Source organism: Candidatus Brachybacter algidus (assembly GCF_016707225.1).
Lineage (GTDB): Bacteria > Bacteroidota > Bacteroidia > Chitinophagales > Saprospiraceae > Parvibacillus > Parvibacillus algidus.
Genome location: NZ_JADJID010000001.1, coordinates 1,282,990 through 1,304,627, shown reverse-complemented (window position 1 = coordinate 1,304,627; position 21,638 = coordinate 1,282,990). Strand labels below are relative to the sequence as shown.

The 21,638-nt window shown below is 36.1% G+C and carries 23 protein-coding genes; 5 read left to right on the top strand and 18 right to left on the bottom strand.

Annotated elements, in window-relative coordinates; translation table 11 throughout:
* Nucleotide 1: 1 nt before the first annotated feature.
* The gene (locus IPI15_RS05310; protein WP_287419410.1) at nt 2-940 is read right to left on the bottom strand and encodes a T9SS type A sorting domain-containing protein; all 939 of its coding nucleotides are present in this window, start codon (nt 938-940) and stop codon (nt 2-4) included.
* Between the two features lie 126 nt (nt 941-1,066).
* Here IPI15_RS05310 and pheS point away from each other — a divergent pair, with 126 nt between their 5' ends.
* Complete coding sequence (gene pheS / locus IPI15_RS05305; protein WP_287419408.1) at nt 1,067-2,092, top strand: phenylalanine--tRNA ligase subunit alpha; 1,026 nt, start codon at nt 1,067-1,069, stop codon at nt 2,090-2,092.
* A gap of 625 nt (nt 2,093-2,717) precedes the next feature.
* On the opposite strand, the gene hisIE is transcribed toward pheS, so the two are convergent.
* The 11 genes from hisIE to IPI15_RS05250 all read right to left on the bottom strand — a co-directional run bounded on the left by hisIE (nt 2,718) and on the right by IPI15_RS05250 (nt 12,611).
* Nucleotides 2,718-3,311, bottom strand: coding sequence for a bifunctional phosphoribosyl-AMP cyclohydrolase/phosphoribosyl-ATP diphosphatase HisIE (gene hisIE / locus IPI15_RS05300; RefSeq protein ID WP_287419406.1), 594 nt, complete (start codon nt 3,309-3,311; stop codon nt 2,718-2,720).
* The gene (gene hisF / locus IPI15_RS05295; RefSeq protein WP_287419404.1) at nt 3,302-4,060 is read right to left on the bottom strand and encodes an imidazole glycerol phosphate synthase subunit HisF; all 759 of its coding nucleotides are present in this window, start codon (nt 4,058-4,060) and stop codon (nt 3,302-3,304) included. Before hisF ends, hisIE begins: the two co-directional genes overlap by 10 nt.
* On the bottom strand, nt 4,054-4,767 hold the full coding sequence (gene hisA / locus IPI15_RS05290; protein WP_287419401.1) for a 1-(5-phosphoribosyl)-5-[(5-phosphoribosylamino)methylideneamino]imidazole-4-carboxamide isomerase: 714 nt from the start codon (nt 4,765-4,767) through the stop codon (nt 4,054-4,056). Before hisA ends, hisF begins: the two co-directional genes overlap by 7 nt.
* Nucleotides 4,767-5,348, bottom strand: coding sequence for an imidazole glycerol phosphate synthase subunit HisH (gene hisH, locus IPI15_RS05285; RefSeq protein WP_287419400.1), 582 nt, complete (start codon nt 5,346-5,348; stop codon nt 4,767-4,769). The genes hisA and hisH overlap by 1 nt, the downstream gene beginning before the upstream one ends.
* Nucleotides 5,345-6,436: a bifunctional histidinol-phosphatase/imidazoleglycerol-phosphate dehydratase HisB gene (hisB, locus tag IPI15_RS05280; protein WP_287419398.1), complete on the bottom strand. Its 1,092-nt coding sequence runs from the start codon at nt 6,434-6,436 to the stop codon at nt 5,345-5,347. The genes hisH and hisB overlap by 4 nt, the downstream gene beginning before the upstream one ends.
* Nucleotides 6,437-7,447, bottom strand: coding sequence for a histidinol-phosphate transaminase (hisC, locus tag IPI15_RS05275; protein ID WP_287419397.1), 1,011 nt, complete (start codon nt 7,445-7,447; stop codon nt 6,437-6,439).
* Nucleotides 7,440-8,741 carry a histidinol dehydrogenase gene (gene hisD, locus IPI15_RS05270; protein WP_287419396.1) on the bottom strand — a complete coding sequence of 434 codons (1,302 nt, stop codon included), beginning with the start codon at nt 8,739-8,741 and terminating at the stop codon, nt 7,440-7,442. The genes hisC and hisD overlap by 8 nt, the downstream gene beginning before the upstream one ends.
* Nucleotides 8,742-8,752: 11 nt before the next feature.
* Nucleotides 8,753-9,610, bottom strand: coding sequence for an ATP phosphoribosyltransferase (gene hisG / locus IPI15_RS05265; protein WP_287401216.1), 858 nt, complete (start codon nt 9,608-9,610; stop codon nt 8,753-8,755).
* Nucleotides 9,611-9,934: 324 nt separating this feature from the next.
* On the bottom strand, nt 9,935-10,702 hold the full coding sequence (locus IPI15_RS05260) for an SDR family NAD(P)-dependent oxidoreductase (RefSeq protein WP_287401214.1): 768 nt from the start codon (nt 10,700-10,702) through the stop codon (nt 9,935-9,937).
* On the bottom strand, nt 10,699-12,018 hold the full coding sequence (locus IPI15_RS05255; protein WP_287419394.1) for a peroxiredoxin family protein: 1,320 nt from the start codon (nt 12,016-12,018) through the stop codon (nt 10,699-10,701). The genes IPI15_RS05260 and IPI15_RS05255 overlap by 4 nt, the downstream gene beginning before the upstream one ends.
* Nucleotides 12,019-12,086: 68 nt before the next feature.
* On the bottom strand, nt 12,087-12,611 hold the full coding sequence (locus tag IPI15_RS05250; RefSeq protein WP_287401212.1) for a DUF8685 domain-containing protein: 525 nt from the start codon (nt 12,609-12,611) through the stop codon (nt 12,087-12,089).
* A gap of 114 nt (nt 12,612-12,725) precedes the next feature.
* On the opposite strand from IPI15_RS05250, the gene IPI15_RS05245 reads away from it, so the two are divergent.
* Complete coding sequence (locus IPI15_RS05245; protein ID WP_287419392.1) at nt 12,726-12,998, top strand: hypothetical protein; 273 nt, start codon at nt 12,726-12,728, stop codon at nt 12,996-12,998.
* Nucleotides 12,999-13,263: 265 nt separating this feature from the next.
* Here the strand turns inward: IPI15_RS05245 and IPI15_RS05240 are convergent, their stop codons facing one another.
* The 5 genes from IPI15_RS05240 to IPI15_RS05220 all read right to left on the bottom strand — a co-directional run bounded on the left by IPI15_RS05240 (nt 13,264) and on the right by IPI15_RS05220 (nt 16,483).
* On the bottom strand, nt 13,264-13,848 hold the full coding sequence (locus IPI15_RS05240) for a Maf family protein (protein WP_287401210.1): 585 nt from the start codon (nt 13,846-13,848) through the stop codon (nt 13,264-13,266).
* 1 nt (nt 13,849) lies between these two features.
* Nucleotides 13,850-14,779 (bottom strand): geranylgeranylglycerol-phosphate geranylgeranyltransferase, encoded by a 930-nt coding sequence (locus IPI15_RS05235; protein ID WP_287401208.1) that lies wholly within the window; start codon nt 14,777-14,779, stop codon nt 13,850-13,852.
* A 381-nt stretch (nt 14,780-15,160) separates the two neighbouring features.
* Complete coding sequence (locus IPI15_RS05230) at nt 15,161-15,688, bottom strand: KdsC family phosphatase (RefSeq protein ID WP_287401207.1); 528 nt, start codon at nt 15,686-15,688, stop codon at nt 15,161-15,163.
* Nucleotides 15,689-15,693: 5 nt separating this feature from the next.
* Entirely contained in the window at nt 15,694-15,933 is a 240-nt protein-coding gene (gene iscX, locus IPI15_RS05225) for a Fe-S cluster assembly protein IscX (protein WP_287401206.1), read from the bottom strand.
* Between the two features lie 211 nt (nt 15,934-16,144).
* Entirely contained in the window at nt 16,145-16,483 is a 339-nt protein-coding gene (locus IPI15_RS05220; protein WP_287401205.1) for a 2Fe-2S iron-sulfur cluster-binding protein, read from the bottom strand.
* A gap of 235 nt (nt 16,484-16,718) precedes the next feature.
* Here IPI15_RS05220 and IPI15_RS05215 point away from each other — a divergent pair, with 235 nt between their 5' ends.
* The 3 genes from IPI15_RS05215 to IPI15_RS05205 all read left to right on the top strand — a co-directional run bounded on the left by IPI15_RS05215 (nt 16,719) and on the right by IPI15_RS05205 (nt 20,390).
* Complete coding sequence (locus tag IPI15_RS05215) at nt 16,719-18,824, top strand: AAA family ATPase (RefSeq protein WP_287419389.1); 2,106 nt, start codon at nt 16,719-16,721, stop codon at nt 18,822-18,824.
* Between the two features lie 73 nt (nt 18,825-18,897).
* Entirely contained in the window at nt 18,898-19,347 is a 450-nt protein-coding gene (locus tag IPI15_RS05210; protein WP_287419388.1) for a P-loop NTPase family protein, read from the top strand.
* A gap of 239 nt (nt 19,348-19,586) precedes the next feature.
* Nucleotides 19,587-20,390: a lipocalin-like domain-containing protein gene (locus tag IPI15_RS05205; protein WP_287401203.1), complete on the top strand. Its 804-nt coding sequence runs from the start codon at nt 19,587-19,589 to the stop codon at nt 20,388-20,390.
* Between the two features lie 55 nt (nt 20,391-20,445).
* Here the strand turns inward: IPI15_RS05205 and IPI15_RS05200 are convergent, their stop codons facing one another.
* Nucleotides 20,446-21,627 (bottom strand): class I SAM-dependent rRNA methyltransferase, encoded by a 1,182-nt coding sequence (locus IPI15_RS05200; RefSeq protein WP_287401202.1) that lies wholly within the window; start codon nt 21,625-21,627, stop codon nt 20,446-20,448.
* Nucleotides 21,628-21,638: the final 11 nt, after the last annotated feature.

Here is a 21,638-nt window from a genome sequence, read left to right as displayed (position 1 = left end):
TTTAAAACTTCACTATCTTATTGAAATATTGATGATTATTGCGATCAGTCAATACAAGGTAATAAACTCCTGCTTGGTATGATGAAATATCAATTTCATTGTTTGTAACCATTATTGGATTCGATCTACCGGAAATATCAATCATCCTTGCTTCTTTGACCTCATAAATCCCATCAAGTTTAAAAATTCCATTTGTAGGATTCGGAAATAACTTCAATTCATGAGTTCCGGTACCTTTAGTTGATGAGGCAATTTGACATTGAAACAAATCACCTTCACAAAAGTCTATGAAATTATGTTCAGGCGTAAAATTTAGTACATTATAAAGATCCATTCCAATTCCTTCAATTAATCTTGTAGTTGTTATATGTGGCATGCCATAAATAGATAAAACTGTTAGAGACCATACTTTTCTGACTTTTCCAAAAATAAAAGAATCTTCAATTGAGTCGATCGCTCCATAGGGACCCCAAACTTTGTCTTCACCGCCAAGTTGTAATCTGAAACATTTTGAAATTGTGTCATCTACATTTAAATTAAAATTTAGTACCTCGTGTTCTGAATTTGCACATTCTTCCTGAGAGATGAATTCTGACAAAAAATTCACCGTTCTTAACGAAGTATCTTCTCGCAGATATCCTATTTTAATGGTGTCTAGAAATATGTAAGGCTTTGAAGGGGAAAAGCAAGGAGGAAACTGGCATGGATGAGTTCCTTTGAGATAAGATCTGTAAACATTTAAATATTCTTTTCCTTCAATAGTTGTATAATCTTTAGTCCATAGTGCGTAAGCATTTTCGCTTTGTGGTGCAGGTTCGTGGTTATTGAAAATTCTATAAAACCAAAATTTATTCGGTTGTGCAAAGGGGATGTAACTGTGCTGCGCAAAAAATGTATTACTGAAGAAGCACAGGATGATAATTGTAGTAATTAACCTCATAATTGGACATTTTGTTATTTGTTACAAATATACTTACATTATCTAAATATAACTGTTAAAATATCCAATCAAAATTTTTCTTACTTTTGCACCCACGTCATATTTTTATAATATATAAAATAATCCATGAGCGTTTCAAACAATGCAGATATCGCCGCAATGGCAGAACAGATAAACAGCTTTGCCATTACAAATAAAGATGAATTGGAGACTTTCCGAATTGCTTTTCTTGGCACCAAAAACAAACTGAAAGACCTTTTTGGCCTGATGGGTAAAGTCGCCCCTGAGGACAGAAAGGAATTTGGTCAGTTATTAAATAGTCTTAAAACGAGCGCAGAGGAAAAATTTGCACAGTTTTCAGAGTCTTTAGACAACGCTACTTCAGGTGAAACAAAGTCGAACATAGACCTTTCTATGCCGGGCTTCCCTACCCCACTTGGTTCCCGGCATCCTGTGACGATGACTTTGGACAGGATCATTGAGATCTTTACGAAGATCGGTTTTACCGTGGAAGAAAACAGAGAGATCGAAGATGAATGGCACAATTTCACTGCTCTAAACACACCGGATGATCACCCGGCTAGAGATATGACAGATACCTATTATCTGGCGAATGACTTTACCAGAATGTTGCGCTCACAGACATCTACTGTCCAGGTGCATGTCATGGAAAGTCAAAAACCACCGATCAGGATCATTTCACCCGGACGTGTTTACAGAAATGAAACGATATCTAGCCGCTCCCACTGCCAGTTTCATCAAGTGGAAGGTTTGTATATTGATAAAAATGTCTCATTGGCAGACATGAAACAAACCCTTGACTATTACGCAAAAGCGATGTATGGTCCACATGCCAAAACCAGACTCAGAGCCTCCTACTTCCCATTCACTGAACCAAGCGCAGAAATGGACGTTTACTGGGGTCTCGAAACAGAAGATGACAAACGCATCACCAAAGGAACCGGTTGGCTTGAAGTCTTAGGTTGCGGTATGGTGGATCCTGCTGTCCTTGAGAACTGTGGTATTGATCCAGAAGTTTATAGCGGCTTTGCGTGGGGCATGGGTATCGAACGTCAGGCTATGTTGAAATACAAGGTGACGGATATCAGGCATTTCTTTGAGAATGATGTGCGGTTTTTATCGCAGTTTTGAATTAGAGTTAACCAGTTGTCAGTTAATCAGTTGTCAGTTAATCAGTTGTCAGTTAATCAGTTGTCAGTTAACCAGTGGTGAGTTAACCAGTTAACCAGTTTGTGCAGAATGAGCCTAATAACATAATTTGTTATAGTTAATAGCTTAGTGCCTCAAAAGTCAATTTGCTAGCAATTTAAAAACCTGAAAGGTTGACATTATAATTACACGTAATGCTACAATTACCAAAACTAATAATTGGAAAAAATAACGAAGGCCATACTTCCCCTCATGCTGAGGGGTGGCCAAAGGCCGGGGTGAGATTCTTGTTATAATGAATTTTAATTAAATAATTGTTCCCATATATATAGGGTCGGAATTTCGACCAACTTCAAAAGGCCACCCCGCCTGTCGGCACCCCTCAAGAGGGGAAGTTTTTAACACCACATCACTTTAATTAATATACTATGTTCGAAGAGTTAACCAACTATAAGTTAACCAGTGGTGAGTTAACCAGTTAACCAGTTTGTGCAGAATGATCTTATGTACCTAATATGCTAAAGTCCTAATCCAAATCAGGAAGTAAGTTAATGCCTGATGCAATCTATCCGCTAATGCGCTAATCCGCCAATCAGCTAATGGGCATTTACAGTTTATTATTTCGCTCCACCAATACCTCCTCAATATCTTCCAACTTCACATTCTTATACTTCAACAAAATCAACAAATGATAAAGCAGATCTGCAGCTTCATTTTTAAACAAATCCAGATCGTCGTCCTTAGCCTCCAATATCAATTCCACCGCCTCCTCTCCTACTTTTTGAGCTATTTTATTGACGCCTTTTTTATAAAGTTGATTGGTGTATGAATCCGCAACATCTTCATTTATTCGTTTATGGATAGTTTCTTCAACTTCATACAAAAAGCCCTTTGATTCCTTAGAGCCAAAACAGGAAAATGAACCTTTGTGACACACCGGACCTTCGGGAATTACCTTGATCAAAAGTGTATCTTTATCACAATCCAGTTGTACTTCGACCAGTCGCAGAAAATTGCCGGACGTTTCTCCTTTTGTCCATAAAGCATTTTTGGATCTACTGAAAAAAGTCACGATCTTTTCACTGACAGTTTTTTTGTAGGCTTCTTCATTCATATAACCAAGCATCAATACCTGCATGGTTTCGCCATGTTGTATGATCACAGGTACTAATCCACCTGATTTATTAAAATCTATATACATCTAACCGGAATTTTTTCTTTAAAAAGGTATTTTTTTAAATCAGGTATTTTCACTTCTCCATAATGGAAGATGCTGGCAGCAAGTCCTCCCGTAGCTTTAGTTGTTTCAAATAAATCTTTAAAATGTTCCATTGAACCGGCTCCACCGGATGCGATGACCGGGATATTAATTTTCTCCGCAATTAATCCGGTGATTTCTAGCGAAAAACCATTTTTCAAGCCATCATTGTCCATCACCGTCAACAAGATCTCTCCAGCACCACGATCAACGACTTCTGTTACCCAATCAATAACTTTCAGTTCTGTGATGATTCTGCCTCCATTTGAACACACTTTCCATTCGCCATTAATTTTCTTAATATCCATAGCTACTGTGAGACTTTGGCTTCCAAAATTCTTTGCAATTCCATTTATCAATACAGGATCCAATATGGCGGCTGAATTGATACTTACCTTATCAGCACCTGCCTGCACCGCCATCTCTGCATCTTTTATGGCCCTGATTCCACCTCCTACTGTAAAAGGAATGTTTATATCGCGAGAGATTCGTTGTACCAAATCTATTAACGTCGACCGATTCTCTACTGTAGCAGTTATATCCAGGAAAACTAATTCATCTGCACCATCCATCATATATTTTGTTGCCAATGCGACAGGGTCCCCGGCATCCCTCAAATTCACAAAATTTATCCCCTTTACTGTTCTGCCATTTTTTATGTCCAGGCAAGGAATTATTCGTTTTTTTAACATATTTCGTTCAATTTCTCCAAGTCTATTAATCCTTCATAAATGGCCTTACCAATGATAGCTCCGGATGCGCCGATTGCCTTAAGTTTCAACACATCTTCTGTGGATGTTATCCCTCCGCTTGCGATCAATTCAAATGGATATTTTATCAACAGTTGATTATACAATTCAAAGGAAGGGCCGGTAAGCATTCCGTCCTTTGAAATGTCGGTACACATCAGATATTTCAACTGACCTTCTTGTATCGCATCCAGATATTCAAACACATTCAGGTTGGCATCTTCCAGCCATCCGCGTATTTTAATTCGTTCGTCAAAGACATCCAGTCCAAGGATAATTTTCTCCACTCCATATTTCTCAATCCACGATCTAAATAAATCGGGATTTTTAATTGCCATACTACCTATTGTGACTTGGTTTGCTCCGCTTTCGAAGGCCTTATCAATCGCTGAGTCATCTGAAATTCCACCACTGAAATCAACTTTTAAATTTGTGTTCTGAACGATATCTTTTAATACTTTTAAGTTCATCGTTTTGCCTAAACGAGCACCATCCAAGTCAACCACATGAAGATATTTAATTCCTTGTTGTTCAAACTGTTGCGCCACAACAACCGGATCATCACTATAAACCTTTTGACTATTAAAATCACCTTGCGATAAGCGGACACATTTTCCACTCATTATATCTATTGCAGGAATTATTTTCATTATGATAGCTTTAAAAAATTCTGTAAAATGACTTGACCAACTAAGCCAGATTTTTCCGGATGAAACTGAGTTCCATAAAAATTATCTTTTTGCAAAGCAGCACTGAATGGCAAAATATAATCACACTTAGAAATTGTGTATTCACAGATTTCGGCATAATAACTGTGTATAAAGTATACATCATCTACATTGTTTATACCTGCAAATAATTGACTTTCAATAGATTCCATATTATTCCAACCATTATGGGGAACGATATCCAGAGCCGGAAATAATTTGACGTTACAGTCAAAGATTCCCAGACAATCAGTGGCGCCTTCTTCAGAAAATTTACACATCAATTGCATGCCAAGACAAATGCCTAAAAAGGGTTGCTTCAGATTAATAATCACTTGATCCAAACCATTCTCTTTCAAATATTTCATGGCTGAAGATGCCTCACCAACACCGGGAAAAACTACCTTTTCTGCGGAATTGATTTTATCAGAATCTGCAGTGATCTCGCACTCATACCCCATATTAGTCAGCACATTGGATAATGAAGTCGCATTTCCTGCATTATAATCTATTATTGCTATCATAAAATGCCTTTTGTGCTTGGAATTGAAAAATTATTCGTTTTAGAAACAGCCATTTTTAACACTTTGGCAAATGCTTTAAATATGGATTCTATCTTATGGTGCTCATTATCACCTGTTGCTTTTATATTTAAATTGCATGCAGCACCATCACAAAACGATTTAAAAAAATGCTTAAACATTTCAGTGGGGCAATCTCCTACTTTTTCTCTTTTAAATTCAGCATCCCATTCCAGCCAGGCTCTACCGCCGAAATCAATTGCAACTTGCGCCAACGCATCATCCATTGGAAGCAAAAACCCGTAACGTTCTATTCCTTTTTTATTACCCAATGCTTCTTTAAAAGACATGCCAAGAGCAATTCCTGTGTCTTCAATAGTATGATGTTCATCTACATGAAGGTCACCATTAGTCTCAATAAATAGATCTACAAGAGCATGTCTTGCAATCTGCTCCAGCATATGATCAAAAAATCCAATTCCCGTAACAATCTTATGCTGCCCAGTTCCATCCAGGTTGATCTTTACTTTAATCTTTGTTTCATTTGTATTTCGCTCTATTTGGGCTGTACGATGCTGGTTTTTTATCACCTCATATATTTCTTGCCATGAAATACAATTGTAATCTGCTTCAGATAAATTAGAAACATTAAAGTATATGGACTTGCATCCAATATTTTTAGCAAATTGAACATCTGTTTCCCGGTCACCAATAACAAAAGAGTTTATTAGGTCATAATTATTATTGAGATATGGACGCACCATTCCAAGTTCAGGCTTCCTGTATGCAGACTTCTCTTCCGGCACAGACCTGTCAATAAGCAGCTCATCAAATTCAATACCCTCATTTGAAAAAGCTTGTAAAATTTTATTGTGCGCAGGCCAGAATGTTGCTTCCGGAAAAGAGTCAGTTCCAAGTCCGTCCTGATTGGTTACCATCACCAAAGTATAATCACCTTCTTCTACTATTTTATTTAGGTATTTAAACACGCCGGGTATAAATTCAAGCTTCTCCAAACTATCAAGCTGAAAGTCAATTGGCGGTTCCTTTACTAGCGTGCCATCTCTATCTATAAATAATATTTTTTTCATCTAGCGGTATAATTTTATAGCATTAATTAATTGTGTGATTTCGTATGCATTGCCAATAGTAATACGAATGCAATTCGGAATAACTGAATTCCTATTTCTTATGATTACATTATGTGTGAGGAGGAATTGATACAAATCATCCGCATCAATTACTTCTAATAGAATAAAATTTGCATCGCTGGGATAAATACATTTCACCATTTCAACGTCCTTCAGGGCAGCTATAAGCCTTGTCTTTTGTACTAAAATATTTTCCAGGTTTTCTTCAAATATTTTATAGTCAGAAAGTGACTTAATCAGTTGATTTTGGCTTAATTCATTGATGTTGTACGGAGGTTTTATTTTATAAAACAAATCAATAATCTTAGTATTGGCAAAGGCGGCTCCTATTCTGATCCCTGCCAGTCCATACGCCTTGCTGAATGTCTGTGATATGATTAGATTGGGGTAAGTATGAATCAGTTGGATAAGCGATTTTTCCTTGCAAAAATCAATGTATGCCTCATCAACAAAAACGATACCTTTAAAATTTTGAATTATTTGCTCGATCCCATTCAGACAATTACCTGTTGGATTATTCGGTGAACATAAAAACAACATTTTTGCTTCCGTAGCAAATATCTTTGAAACATCCGGTTGAAATCCATTCAACAAAGGAATATGAATAACTTCTACATCATTGATTGCTGCAACGACTTCATACATACCATACGTGGGAGGACATATGATCACCTTATCTTTCTGAGGCTCGCAGAATATCCTTACAGCAAGATCAATGATCTCATCGCTTCCATTACCCAGGCAGATGTTTTCAATAGCAATATTTTTCTTTTTACTGATCAATTTTCTGACTTCAATTTGAGTAGGGTCCGGATACCTGTTGTGTATTCCATAGGGATTCTCATTGGCATCCAGAAAAATTCCTGACCGTCCCTCGAATTCGTGTCGGGCTGAACTATATGGTTTCAGTTTTAAAATATTGGGTCTAACTATTTTTTCTATATCAAACATTCTCCTTATCTCTTTTAATTTGATCCAATCGGATGCTAACCGAATTTTTGTGTCCAAAAAGACCTTCTTCCTCCGCCATTATTTCAACTGCCGGACCAATATTTTTGAGTCCTACGGCACTTATATCCTGCACAGAAATTTTTTTTATAAAACTATCCAGAGAAACTCCACTATAAGAGCTGGCAAAGCCATTGGTAGGTAAAGTATGGTTAGGACCACTGGCATAGTCACCGACACTTTCACATGAATAATTGCCAAGAAAAACAGAACCGGCATTTATTACTTTTTCCAAATAATAGGCCGAATCCTCTACGGCTAAGATCAAGTGCTCCGGAGCATACTGATTGCTAAAATCGATGCAATCTGTAATGGAAGTAAGGAGGATACATTTACTGTTGACAAGTGCTTCAGAGGTAATTTCCTTACGCGGCAAGGTTAATAATTGAAACTCCAACTCTTTCAAAATGCTCTCTATTACTTCGATATCATCAGAAAGTAACATGACCTGACTATCAGGACCATGTTCTGCCTGAGCCAAGAGATCAGCAGCAACAAAGGTAGGAATTGAACTTTTATCAGCGATGATCAACACTTCAGATGGCCCGGCAGGCATGTCAATATTCATACCGGCTCTCTGGGCGAATGACTTAGCTGCAGTTACATATTGGTTTCCAGGTCCAAAAATTTTATAAACCTTATCCACACTTTGCGTTCCAAAAGTCAAAGCAGCTATGGCTTGTATACCTCCTACTTTAAATATTTTGGTAATGCCAATTCTATTGGCGGTATAAAGAATAGCAGGATGAATTTGACCGTTTTTATCAGGTGGAGTCATTAGTATTATCTCAGAACATCCAGCAATGGTAGCAGGAACTCCCAACATAAGAATAGTGGAAAATAAAGGAGCACTGCCTCCCGGAATGTAAAATCCTACTTTTTCAATTGGTCGCTCCATTCTCCAGCATCGGATTCCCGATGAAGTTTCAATAACCCTTTTTTCAGATTTTTGAGCTTCGTGGAATTTAAAAATATTGGAATAAGCCATTTCAATGGCCATTTTCAATTCCTCCGAAATTAATTCTTTGGCATCATTAATTTCATCCGGCAAAACATGCAATGATTGTAAGGATACCTTGTCAAATAATTTGGTATATTCGAAAACTGCTTGATCACCTCTTTCTCTGACTGCTTGAAAAACTTCTTCCACCAGTGAGTCAAGATCTTCAGCATTTTTATTTGGCCTTTTGGTCAAATTGGACCAACTTGATGTTGGCGGATATTTATACACTTCCATTATATAGTTTTTTAGAGGATCATTTTTTCGACAGGAATCACCAGAATACCTTCTGCACCAAGGTTCTTCAAATTATGGATGACGTCCCAAAATTCATCTTCCCGGATCACAGAATGAAGACTGCTCCAGCCTTCAGTAATTAATGGCATGATAGTCGGTGATTTCATTCCCGGCAATTGTTCACATATTTCTTTGATCTTATTGTTTGGAGCATTTAGTAAGATATATTTATTTTCCCTAGCCTTTCTGACAGCCTTTGTCCTAAATATTAACTTTTCAAGTATTGCAGTCTTCTCCTCATCTAAATTGGTATTGCAAATCATTACCGCTTCGCTTTTTAGCACCACTTCCACTTCTCTTAGACCATTCATAAGCAGTGTGCTTCCGGTACTCACAATATCAAATATTGCATCTGCTAAACCTATACTTGTGGCAATTTCTACGGATCCGCCCAGAGATTCAATCTTGACGGGAATTGCTCTCTCTTCAAAAAAATCAATCAGTATTTTAGGGTAACTGGTAGCAATTTTCTTCTCCCTAAAGTATTCTATTCCTGTATAAGTGTCCTCTTTGGGAATAGCAAGAGATAATTTACATTGAGCAAATCCTAGATATTCAGTGATTTGCACATTTTTATTTTTTTCCAAAACTTCATTCAGACCAAGTATACCTATGTCAGCCACCCCATCCTCGACATATTGAGGGATATCATCATCTCTTAAGAAAAGAATCTCAACCGGAAAATTTTTGGCTTCATCTATAAGCCTTCTGTCATTGTTTGAAAAGTGTATTCCACAATCACTAAACAAGCTTAGAGTTTCTTCACTTAACCGACCTTTTTTCTGGATTGCAATTTTTAATTTACTCATTTGATTCTAATTAATTCTGAGTAAAACTGTGGAGTACTAAAAAAGAAAAAACCCATCAGATTTTACTCAGACAGGTTTTGTATTTTATGTTTTTAAATATAACAATATCACCTCATCCGAGTTACGCAATGATGATGATGGAAATGTATTGTTATAAAATTCATTTATTACTAATTATGGGACAAACTTACGTTTATAATTTTTAAACAACCAAATTTATTTTTAAAAATAATTATTTATTCTTTAACTCTTAACAAACTCCAAACTATCTCACTTTATCATCTGGCCTCAAGAATCTAATGTCTAGTGCCAATTGTCTAGCATCTATTTCCGCCCACTTCGATCTGTAAGCATTGCGCTGCCTTGTTGGGTAGATGTAACTAAAATATCTTGAATGTTGACATGTTCCGGTTGGCTGATAATAAAATAGATCATAGCAGCAATATCTGATGAATTCAATGGTTTGTAATCATCATATATTTTTGCTTTGTCAGCATCACCATCGAAACGGACGATAGCAAACTCAGTTTCTTCCACTGCACCCGGACTTACTGATGAAACTCTTATGTTATATTTATAAAGATCCATCCTGATGGCACGCGTAAGAGCTTCTACTGCAAATTTAGAAGCATTATAGACATTGCCCTTTGGATATGTTTCTTTCCCTGCTATAGAACCCACATTCACTATGTGTCCTGATCTTCTCTCGACCATCTGAGGTGAGACTAATCTGGTAAGATATAAAAGACCTTTTACATTGGTATCGATCATCTGATCCCAATGATCTGTATCGCCTTCATGGATCTCAGCAAGTCCTTTTGCCAAACCGGCATTATTGATCAAAATATCTACATGTTTTAAATCTTCAGGTAGATTATTCCAAAATTCTGTGCAAGCTTCTTTGTCTCGAATGTCAAAAGTGAAAATATATGCCTTGGAAGAAGTTTCTTCGTGTATTGTATCTGCTACTTTATTGAGCGGCTCCAATCTCCTTCCTGTCAAAATAAGATTACAATTCATTGCTTTGGCACACATCAATGCCGTTGCCTTTCCAATTCCAGTACCTCCTCCTGAGATTAAAATTGTCTTCATATTGCATTGATTTTTTCAATATCTTTAGCAAATTCCTTTTTAAAATCTTCATATTCTCTGGTTGCAGGACCACTAAATCCAGTATGAGTTTTTACAATCCTGTTGTTTTTATCCAGAAAAATCATTGTTGGATAAGCTTTTATTTCAGTGAGAAAGGGTACGCTCTTTATAGCATCCTTTCCAACTTTGCCAGCCCATAAGACAGTGTATGGAATATTCAAAGCTTTCTTATAATTAGTTAGTAATGAATTTACTTTTTCAGGCGAGTCGTAAGCTTCAAAAGAAAGTGCGATTATTTCAAGATCTTGTGATTTATTCTTATTCAGATATTCTTTTAGAAAGTTAGCTTCATCTTTACAATTGGGACACCAGGTACCCATAATAGTGATCACCTTTGCTTTACCTTGAAATTGTTTATCTTGAAGACTTACCATTTTTCCAGAAGCGTCAGGAAAGGAAAAGTTAATTGGTTTATCGGTAGTTGCCCCAACGATTTTGCTCACATCCGCCAATTTAGCCTTATCATCTCGTACCGCCTTCCATGTTGCTCTGCCTGTTTTACCTGACATATAGATACCTTCCATATTGTCTTTATCGATGATCTTACCTGTAATTAAATACGCATGACCTCCATCGAATTTACTTAAATAGATTTTGTCATGCTGCACGGTCCCGTCCAAATAACCATAATCACCAGTTGTAGATGCAAAGGTTCCTGTCAAATTATTTACATTCATATTAAATTCTCCTAGTGCTGTATCAGCACCATCTTCATATGTAAATACCGTAGGCCACTTACCAGATATATCTTGTGTTGGCTTTTCTTCCATTAGCGTGAATCTGTGTTTTTTACCGGCGAGTCCTCTGAAAGGTATCCGCCAATTTTTTCGAGGATTATACCAAGCTCCTGTCATCATGCCATCTTCGATTTCAGCTCTTATATATGTATCAAAAGCCAAAAAATTCATTCTAATAGTATCTTTTCCACTTTGTCTGTTTCTGCCATATAAAATTTCATCAACTGCTACATGCTGTTCCCCATTAATAAAGTCAATCTTTAAGCTATCTCCTTCCAAGTAACTTACCTCAAAATTGAATGGAAGAACACCCTCAGTAAAGGCATTTTTGAATGTTATATCCTGATCGTTGCCTACTTTAGAAATATTTTTAGACAAAGGATTACTTTCATCGAGGAATAATTCTCCACGCCAGATTCCGGGTGTAAGTTTATCATATCTCTCATTTGTCACAAGACAAGAGGTAATTGATAAGGTCATTAGTATTAATGCGCCTGCTAAAGCAAGAATTCCTTTCATAAGAATAGTGTATTAGAATAGGATTAAAATAATTTTAAGCCCAAATAGTTGTGCCTGCCTTTTTGATACTAGGATTTTTCACCCACAAAATTATGTTCAGTATATTTGAATAAAACATTAAAAGATGTTAATGAACCATAGATCCTGGTAATATATTGTTGCATGTTGACTTTGTCTTCATCAGTCATTATCGAATGACTGTTTATTCTTTGCTCCATCACCCTGACACGATCTCTAAGCATTACGATCTTATGGAAAAATGCTTCAATAGGCATTTCTTTAGGTTTAAGTGAAGGATTATTGGGCCTCATCTCAAGAATACCGCCTTTCCATTTGTCACCTAAAGGCACTACTTCAGAAACATCAGACCATTGTTGAAGAATACGAACCAAAGACTTTTCGGCCTCCGTAAATGTAACTTCTTCCACTGGTTCAATCCTTTCGATTATTGCGAAATTATTGAAAGACTTACTTATTTGTTTAATACCATAAGTCATAAAACAGATCTCGTAGTTTTCAGGATTTAATTTTATTATTACTCCATCTCCATAAGATGGGTGGCTAATCCTAGATCCAATACCAAATATTTCCATTTTATATATATTTTAAATTCAGGACAAAGTAAAAATATCTTTTTCGAAAACAGGTATGATAATAGATATATTTAAATTGTATTCTAAATTTGCCATCTAAATATATATAAAGAGATGAGAATAATAGCGGACATTCCTCACAAGAAGTACAAAATCACAGTTTTTAAAAATGCTTTGAAATATTCAATTCAACTTGAAGGGAAATTCGTTCACCTGACTTTCCGATTACCTGAGATACATGCTTTTGATTCCAATGAAAAGGTGCTCGCAGCTATTGATGAAGATCTGCTTAAATATGCGCTGGAAGCTATGCACAATGAAGAAATTAGCTTGGGCAAAGTTCTACAAAAATATGATGAGGAGGAATATTATGAGCCGATTATTTAGAATAAATCAATTTATTAAGAGGAGATGTGCAATGCATTGCACATGCACCTATATAAATTGAAGATGGGCATCGCCATTTCACCCTATCAACCGATTATCCGATTATCCGATTAATTGTCTGAACCAATGATTAAGCTTATGATTATGATTTAATTGATTATTGGAGTAACTTAGAAAGCATATTCTTTAGGTAAAGAGGTAATGATATTTCGAAGTATTCCATTAGCTCGTCATCACCCGATCATTTGATCACCCCATCACCCCATCACCCGATAAACCTCTCTAGCTCATGGTACAGTTTGCTCATAGGCAGTCCCATGATATTGGAAAAATTACCTTTGATTTCTTTGACCTTACAAAGTCCGATCCAATCCTGAATACCATATGCGCCTGCTTTATCCAATGGCTTAAAGGTTTCAACGTAATACTCAATCTCAGCTGAACTTAAAGGGTAAAATAAGACTTCAGCCCTTTCACTAAAAACCACTTCCTTTGATATTGATTTTATACATACTCCAGTAACGACAGTATGCCAATTGTTTGAAAGTTTTGCAATGATAGTTTTAGCATCGTCGTAATCTTTGGGTTTACCAATGATTTCTTCATTACATATGACCACACTGTCAGCGCTAATAATGATGTTGAAGTCAGTATTTAGAACTTCCACACTTGCATCTGCCTTTAGTTTTGCAAGAAATTCTGGAACGAGATAAACATTAAGATCATTTGGATAAATTTCTTCTACATCCTTTGTAAATATTTCAAATGGAATTCCTGCCTGGGCTAAAAGCTCTGAACGTCTGGGAGACTTGGAAGCGAGGAAAATCTTGTGATTCTTGAGGTTAAGCATATTAATTTATTAGCATGAATAGTAATCCCATAATAAGGTAAATCTTAATCATACTACTCATTTTTTTGAAAAATATAATATCCTTATATTTATTTAAAAGGAAAAGAAAACTTGCTACAACCAGCACTATATATACCACTGACCATAGGAAAAGATTAAAACTATGAGTTAACCCATAGCGAAGATAATTGGTGACGGCAAAAACAATCAGATATGTAAGTATATAGAACAACATAAGTTTTCTAGAAAATGGAATACCATATTTTATCGGTATCGTGCGGGCACCAGCTGAAGCATCGCCTTCCACATCTTCACAATCTTTGACTAATTCCCTACACAGCACTAAAAGAAAACTAAAAGTTACCATGCATATGATCTGGTAGATGATTAGGATATACGTATCATAACTTTTTAGACGAATGATGTCCAGATTGTATTGTTCTACCATAAAACCAACTACAGGTAATGCAGCACATAAAAAAGCGATTACATAATTTCCAAAGAATAGTGACTTCTTAAGCCATTTGGAATACACATATAGCAATGCGATAGAAAGAAATGGCACCAGTAGGTAATTATTTACCTGATACTTGTATGCCAGATATGCAGAACAAATAATTGCAGAAGCGTTCATACTCCAGTATATAAATAATGCCTGGTTGTTCGATATTTTGTGAGGAATGATGACTTTTTTAGGTTTGTTGATCATGTCTATTTCCTGATCTATAATATCATTGATTACATTTCCTGACCCAAGGATCCACATTCCTATAATGATCATCAACAAATAATCCCAAATGAAGATAGTGGGTTCTAGACCAAACATATCGAATGATGCAGTCAGAATATACCTGACAACCATCAGCGTTGCGAATACAATAATTGCGTTCAACGGCCTGATAAGTTTAATGCTATTGATTATAAATTTCATTCCGGGCGCTAAGATATAAGTTCGGAGTTAAAGTAAGTGAGAAAGTTAAAAAGTGAAGTGGTGAGAAGGTGAGAAAGTCAACCAAAATTAAACAATAAAATAAACAGTGCACCAGTTAACCAGTGCAAAGTGCACCAGTTTGCAAAGAATATGCTCATTTACGTATTTAGCTAAAATGCCAAAGCGCTAAAGTGCAAATACGCTAAATAGTGCACCAGTTAACCAGAGAAAAGTGCACCAGTTTGCAAAGAATATGCTCATTTACGTATTTAGCTAAAATGCCAAAGCGCTAAAAAGTTACTACACTAAGCCATTGTTTATATTTCTGATGCCTAAAGCATAGCGATCTAAAGACTAATGACCAAAGTGAAGCGACCTAGATTACACTCCCGACACCTCGCCCTCATGCTTCATCGTCCACGTTCCCTGAAGCTTCATAGTTTGCTCAATAACTTCTCTGGCACAGCCTTTTCCACCTTCTTTAGTTGAAATGATATGAGCTATGTCCAATATTTCAGAAACTGCATCGCTTGGGGCTGCGGCCACTCCAGTTGCTTTCATGACCGTAAGATCCATGATGTCATCGCCCATGTACAAAATTTCAGAATGATTAAGTTCTTTGCTTTCCATGTAGGTGGCCATAGCTCCAACTTTGTCTGATACTTTACTATAAATATCAGTTATGCCAAGACCATTTAGTCTGCTAATAACGCCTTTGCTATTGCCTCCGGTAATAATGCAAACTTTATATCCACAATCGATAGCTCTTTTCAAAGCAAAACCATCTCGCACATTCATAGTACGTGTCTGATCTCCATTTTCCCAAACGTGGACAGTATTGTCTGTTAATACACCGTCTACATCGAATACAAATGATTTTATTAAACGAAGTTTTTCAAATATTTCCATAGAAATTATTGATTATCGCGCCATTCATATACCCATTGCGATTGGATTTGTTCCAGGTTTCCTTCAGAACATTCTTCCCTGGTGCCTGTAAAATTTGGCAGTGAAAGAACCCACTCAATCAATTCTGTAAAACGAATTCTATAGATCTTACTTTCTGTGAACTCATCACCAAATTTCTCATAAAGGCTCATGGCCACATCTTCATGGTCGGTCCATGTTATCGGCATATTATCTAGTACTTTCATTCTTTCTTCCTGGTTATATTGTGTCAGATATTAGGACACATTCAAAAATTAATAATTCTACTATTAACATCCTACTTTAAATAAAATTAGAAGTTAGAAATTAGAATAACTTACAAAGTATAGCTGTCTATAACTCAAACGGCTTCACTTTCTCACCCTGCCGCCGCTTTGGCTTTGGCAGGCAAGCTTCTCACTTTCTCACCTTCTTACCTCAATGTTCATGACCGATAATTCCTCCTTGGTCAGGTATTTCAACTATTATGTCAGCATCATCACTTAAGATAATACACTGACAACCTAATCGCGAATTTAATTTAGGGTTTATCGCTCTATCAATAAAGTCTTCCTCTTTATCAGAAATTTCTTCCAGATCATCCTCTCCTTGATGAATGTATACATGACATGTGCTACAAGCACAAACACCACCACAATTATGATTGAGATGAACATCATTTTCTTCACTAATTTCCAGAATGCTTAGGCCTTCCTCTGCTTTTTCTACGACGACATCTGGTTGACCGTCTTCAAATTTAAATGTTACTCTTGCCATAATTCAGTTTGCAAATGTATGTGTTAAAGTCAACAAAGCAATAATTTGTTCAAAACTTAATTTCTTTTTTTATTGTTTTGGAACTTAGATAATTAGTTTAAGCAATGATATACATAGTTTAAGAATTGGAATAATAATATTAATTATTTTATAAATATAGCTTGTCATTCGGGAATTTTTAAATTTAAATACTATATTGCATTACAATAATACTGCAAACTAAATACAACCATTTATGTCCCAAATTGAAATGCCGCAGTTAAAGAAGAAGTACAAATTCAAGGAACTAAAGTGCTATGCTTCAACTGAATGGCTTATTGATAATCAAAAAAAGTATCGTCAGGTATTTGATAAATATGAAGTTAGTTATATTTATGCAGAATTGTCGTTTATAAACAAATTCTATGATGAAGAGGATTGGTCTGCCAAGATCGATCTAAAATGCTTCCAAGCAATTGAAAATAATCAACGTACAGAAATATGCTCTCTACATTTTGACCGTACCATATATAAATATGATTCTGTCGTCTATCTACGAGAAGGTTGGGGTAGCAAACAGGAAGGACACTTCTGGAAACAAGGAAATTACTATTGGGAAGTATACATCAATGGTGAAAAAGAAGGAACAAAATACTTTTATGTTGTTGATGCTGAATTACCTATCACGGAAGAAGAAAACCCTTACTTCACACTAAAATCTGTACGACTTTATGAAGGTCCTTATGGTGATGTCCCTGAAGATGAGAGGACTTACTATACTGAATTCTCAGGTTCTGAAACTCAATTGATATATCTCGAACTATTTTTTGATAACCTACTTTTCAAGTACTGGCAATGTGAAGTTTTTGTGCGGATTTACAATAGCAGCAGGGAACTTAAAGGGCAAATCGTGCGACTGCTTAATGTAAAAAAAGATGATGCTACGATTAATATAACTGCCGGTTGGGGTACTAATGTCAAAGGAAACTGGAAACATGGCAAATATACCTACGAGGTAGTTTTCATGGATAGATTACTTGCCATTGTTCCCTTTACAGTTGATGAATATTTCAATGAAGGGTTCCCTTCAGTTTATTTAAATGATCCATTGATTCCTTTTGAATTTAAGGAAGTCGATGTGGAAGAGGAAACCTTTGAACATATAATGTCAAGGATTGATAAATATATTGGATTGTCCCAAATAAAGCAATCTATAAGACAACATGCTGCATATCTCAATTTTCTAGAGATCAGAAAACGTAAAGGTCTTGAGAGTTCAGCAAAGTTAAATATACACTCCGTATTTATTGGCAATCCGGGAACAGGAAAGACAACAATAGCCGGCTTTATAGGAAAACTTTATAAAAAAATGGGGCTGCTATCGAAAGGTCATGTGCATGAAGTAGACAGAGTAGATTTAGTGGGAGAGTATATTGGACAGACAGCTCCAAAGGTTAAAATTGCCTTAGAGCAGGCCAAAGGCGGCGTATTGTTTATAGATGAAGCTTATGCTTTGGCTAGAACAAATGATGATTCTAAAGATTTTGGACGGGAAGTCATAGAAATATTGGTGAAAGAAATGTCTAATCCAAATTGTGATTTTGCAGTCATTGTAGCAGGATATCCAAAAGAGATGAAGCATTTTTTGAATTCCAATCCGGGATTGAATAGCAGATTCAAAATGTATTATGATTTTCCTGATTATTTGCCTCAAGAACTTAGTGAAATCGCCGATTTTGTAGCTATGGAACTCAAAGTGAAGTTTACAGTTAAATCTAAAATGTTACTTGATGAGATCATCTTGGATGCTTTCCGAAAAAAGGATAAAACATTTGGTAACGCTCGGTTTGTCTATGATCTAGTCGAAAAGGCCAAAATTAATCTTGGTATCAGGGTCATGGCAAAGGCCAATCCTGAAAAAATGAATGACGATCAATTGAGTATCATTAATGAAAATGATATTATCAAGATAAAAGAAGTTATCACCCCTGCCCTTCCTAACATTCCAATAGATGAAATTCTGTTAACTGAAGCAAGAAATGAATTGAGCGCATTGATAGGAATGGACGAGATTAAAAAAGATATCAATGAGATCATAGATATAGTCCGCTTTAAGAGAAGTCACGGAGAAAATCTACTGCACAAATATTTCTTTCATACCATGCTAATTGGTAACCCGGGCACCGGCAAAACGACAGTAGCAAGGATTCTCGCCAAATTATTTAAAGCGTTGAGTATTTTAGAAAGAGGACATTTGGTAGAAACTGACCGTCAGGGACTTATAGCAGGTTTCGTGGGACAGACAGCTATCAAGACAACAGAAAAAATAGATGAAGCTGTAGGAGGAGTTCTTTTTTATTGACGAGGCCTATGCTTTAGGTGGTGCTTCATTTAATGATTTTGGCAATGAAGCTATTCAAGTTTTGTTGAAAAGAATGGAAGATGACCGGGGCAAGTTCTTTGTATTTGCAGCTGGATATCCTGACAATATGGATACTTTTATTAAGTCTAATCCAGGTCTGTCCTCCCGTTTTGATAAAACGATGAAATTTTACGATTACAATCCTGATGAGTTAATGCAGATCTCTAAAAAAATGTTAGCGGATAATAACTTTAGGATCTCTGAAAAAGCTGCACAGCATTTAACAAATTACATAGAATTCATTTATCAGTATAGAGATAAGTATTTTGGCAATGCCCGCACTATCAGGCTTATTGTAGATGAAATAATTAAAAAGCATAATCTTCGAATGGTAAAAGAAGCAATTGTAGTTATAGGTAAGAAAAAGGTTAATATAATCTCAATTGACGATGTTTCATTTCTGAAGTTGAAGTCAGAAGATCTGGTCTTTACGAGAAAAAAGATTGGTTTTAATGGACACTAAATTATGAGTAATGAGTAATGAGTAATGAGTAATATTGCAAAGATGGAAGTTGGTAGCAAAATTGAAGATTGTGAATTGAGCGCATTTTAGTAAAGAAATCAAACCAAATATTATGTCCTTTACCGGCTTAAAGTTTAAAGCATAATGCTTAAAGCCAGTTATACATAATCTGTAATCGTTAATCAATGTCTTGTCGTAGTAATTTTATTCGAACCTCCTAATCTACTAACCTTTGCCTCATGAAATACTTAGCCTTCATTTCTTTTTTACTTTTTGCAATGTGCAGTAATGATAATTCTAAACAGGTAAGTGATAGCGAAAATCAAAATACATCTGTTGAAGCAATTGATAAAGAAGAAAATAAGCCAGATAAATCTCCATTTGCAGGCAAATTTTCTGGCAATAGTAATGGAATCATTTCTTCTGCTGAAATTAAAGTTAAAGGAAATAATTTAGATGGTATCTTGGTAATTAATGGACAATCAGATGGATTCGATGGTATTATCGACGGAAATACGTGCAATGGTATTATACATGACACTGAAGTTAGTAAAGAATATTCATTTGTTGCGCAAATCAATGAAGATCAGTTTGTTATTGCTTTTACTTTGCCAGAAATGAACAATCAGGTATTAACACTGGCAATGCAACGCGTTACCGAAAGCAAGAATGCTTCAAACAATCCATCTGGTATTAATAATAAAGAAAAAAATCCCATGCTAGTCGGCACTTGGAGGAATAATGAGACTTTTAGTTCAGGTAGCGGAGATTCATATATGTCCTTTTCAACCGACTATTTTATGCAGTTTAATGCCGACGGCACAGCATTATCATGGACAGGCGCAAGTGCTGGTATGACCACTTCTGCTAAAAGTAATGAGGACAATCCAGATCATGGAACCTGGTATACCGAAGGGGAAACTCTGTATCTAAAAGATGATGCCAGTGGACAAGATGCAACTACTTTATATTCCTGCGATGGATCAAGATTGATGCTACATAATGGAGGGAGTGAAAAAAAGATATTTGAACGCGTTCGCTGATGGTTGTTAATTGTTAATTAATATTTTGATTACCGATTACCGATTACTCATTACCCTACTCCACTCTCAGCAACAATCCTTTCAGATATTCCCCTTCCGGATGATATAGATTCACAGGGTGATCAGGTCCTTGAGACAGGTTTTTGAGGATTTGGATATTTCTACCTGAATCTATGCCTGCTGCAAAGACAATACTTCTGAATGTGGCATTATCGATGGCCTGACTACAACTGAAAGTAAGCAGGAATCCACCTTTTTTAACTGTCCTTAGAGCTTCCGCATTCAACCTTCTATATGCCATAGAGGCCTTGTGTTTGTGCGCGTGGTTCTTTGCGTAGGCAGGGGGATCGACGATAGCCATTTCGAAACTTTCATCTTTTTGAATCTTGAGCCATTCCATGACGTCAGATTTTTTGGATATGTGGTTTTCGCCATCGAATTTATTACTCAAAATATTCTGATCGACAAGATCCATTGCCCTGAGGGATGAGTCTATACTAATGACTTGACGCGCTCCACCTGCAAGTGCATACACAGAAAATCCACCAGTATAACAGAAAGCATTGAATACGCGCTTTCCTTTAGACAAAGTTTCTACTAAGGCTCTGTTGTCTCTTTGGTCTAGGAAAAAACCGGTTTTCTGCCCTTCTACCCAATTTACTGAGAATTTATGTCCATTTTCAATGACTTCAGCCGATGTCTGATCACCTTTCAAAAAGAAATCTCCCTCTTTGCTATGATCATTGTATAAAGTTGCCGCACTCTTGCAAAAAATAGTTTTAAGTTTCCCTTTATAAACTGCTTCAAGTGCCTCATGTATTGTATTAATGGAAAGAAACATTCCATATGAATGACATTGAACTACAGCGCATTTATCATAAATATCTATAATAAGACCAGGCAAGTTATCGCCTTCCCCATGGATTAATCTATAACAATTCGTTTCCTTGTTAATTATTCCCAAATCCTTTCTAAGATCAAATGCCTTTTGAAACTTTTCTTCAAATAAATTTTCGGAAAATTCTTCTTCCCCAAATTGCAACATCCGAACACTAATGCTTCCTACCATTTGATAATGACCAAATCCAAGAATTGCATTTTTAAAATCAATTACTTGAACGATCTCACCATTAGCAATTCCATTGTCCATTTTTTGGATTGCACCAGAGAAAACCCAAGGATGTTTACGGACAATTGAGGCTTCCTTACCTTTTTTTAAAATGATCTTTTTGTTCAACGAATTTATTT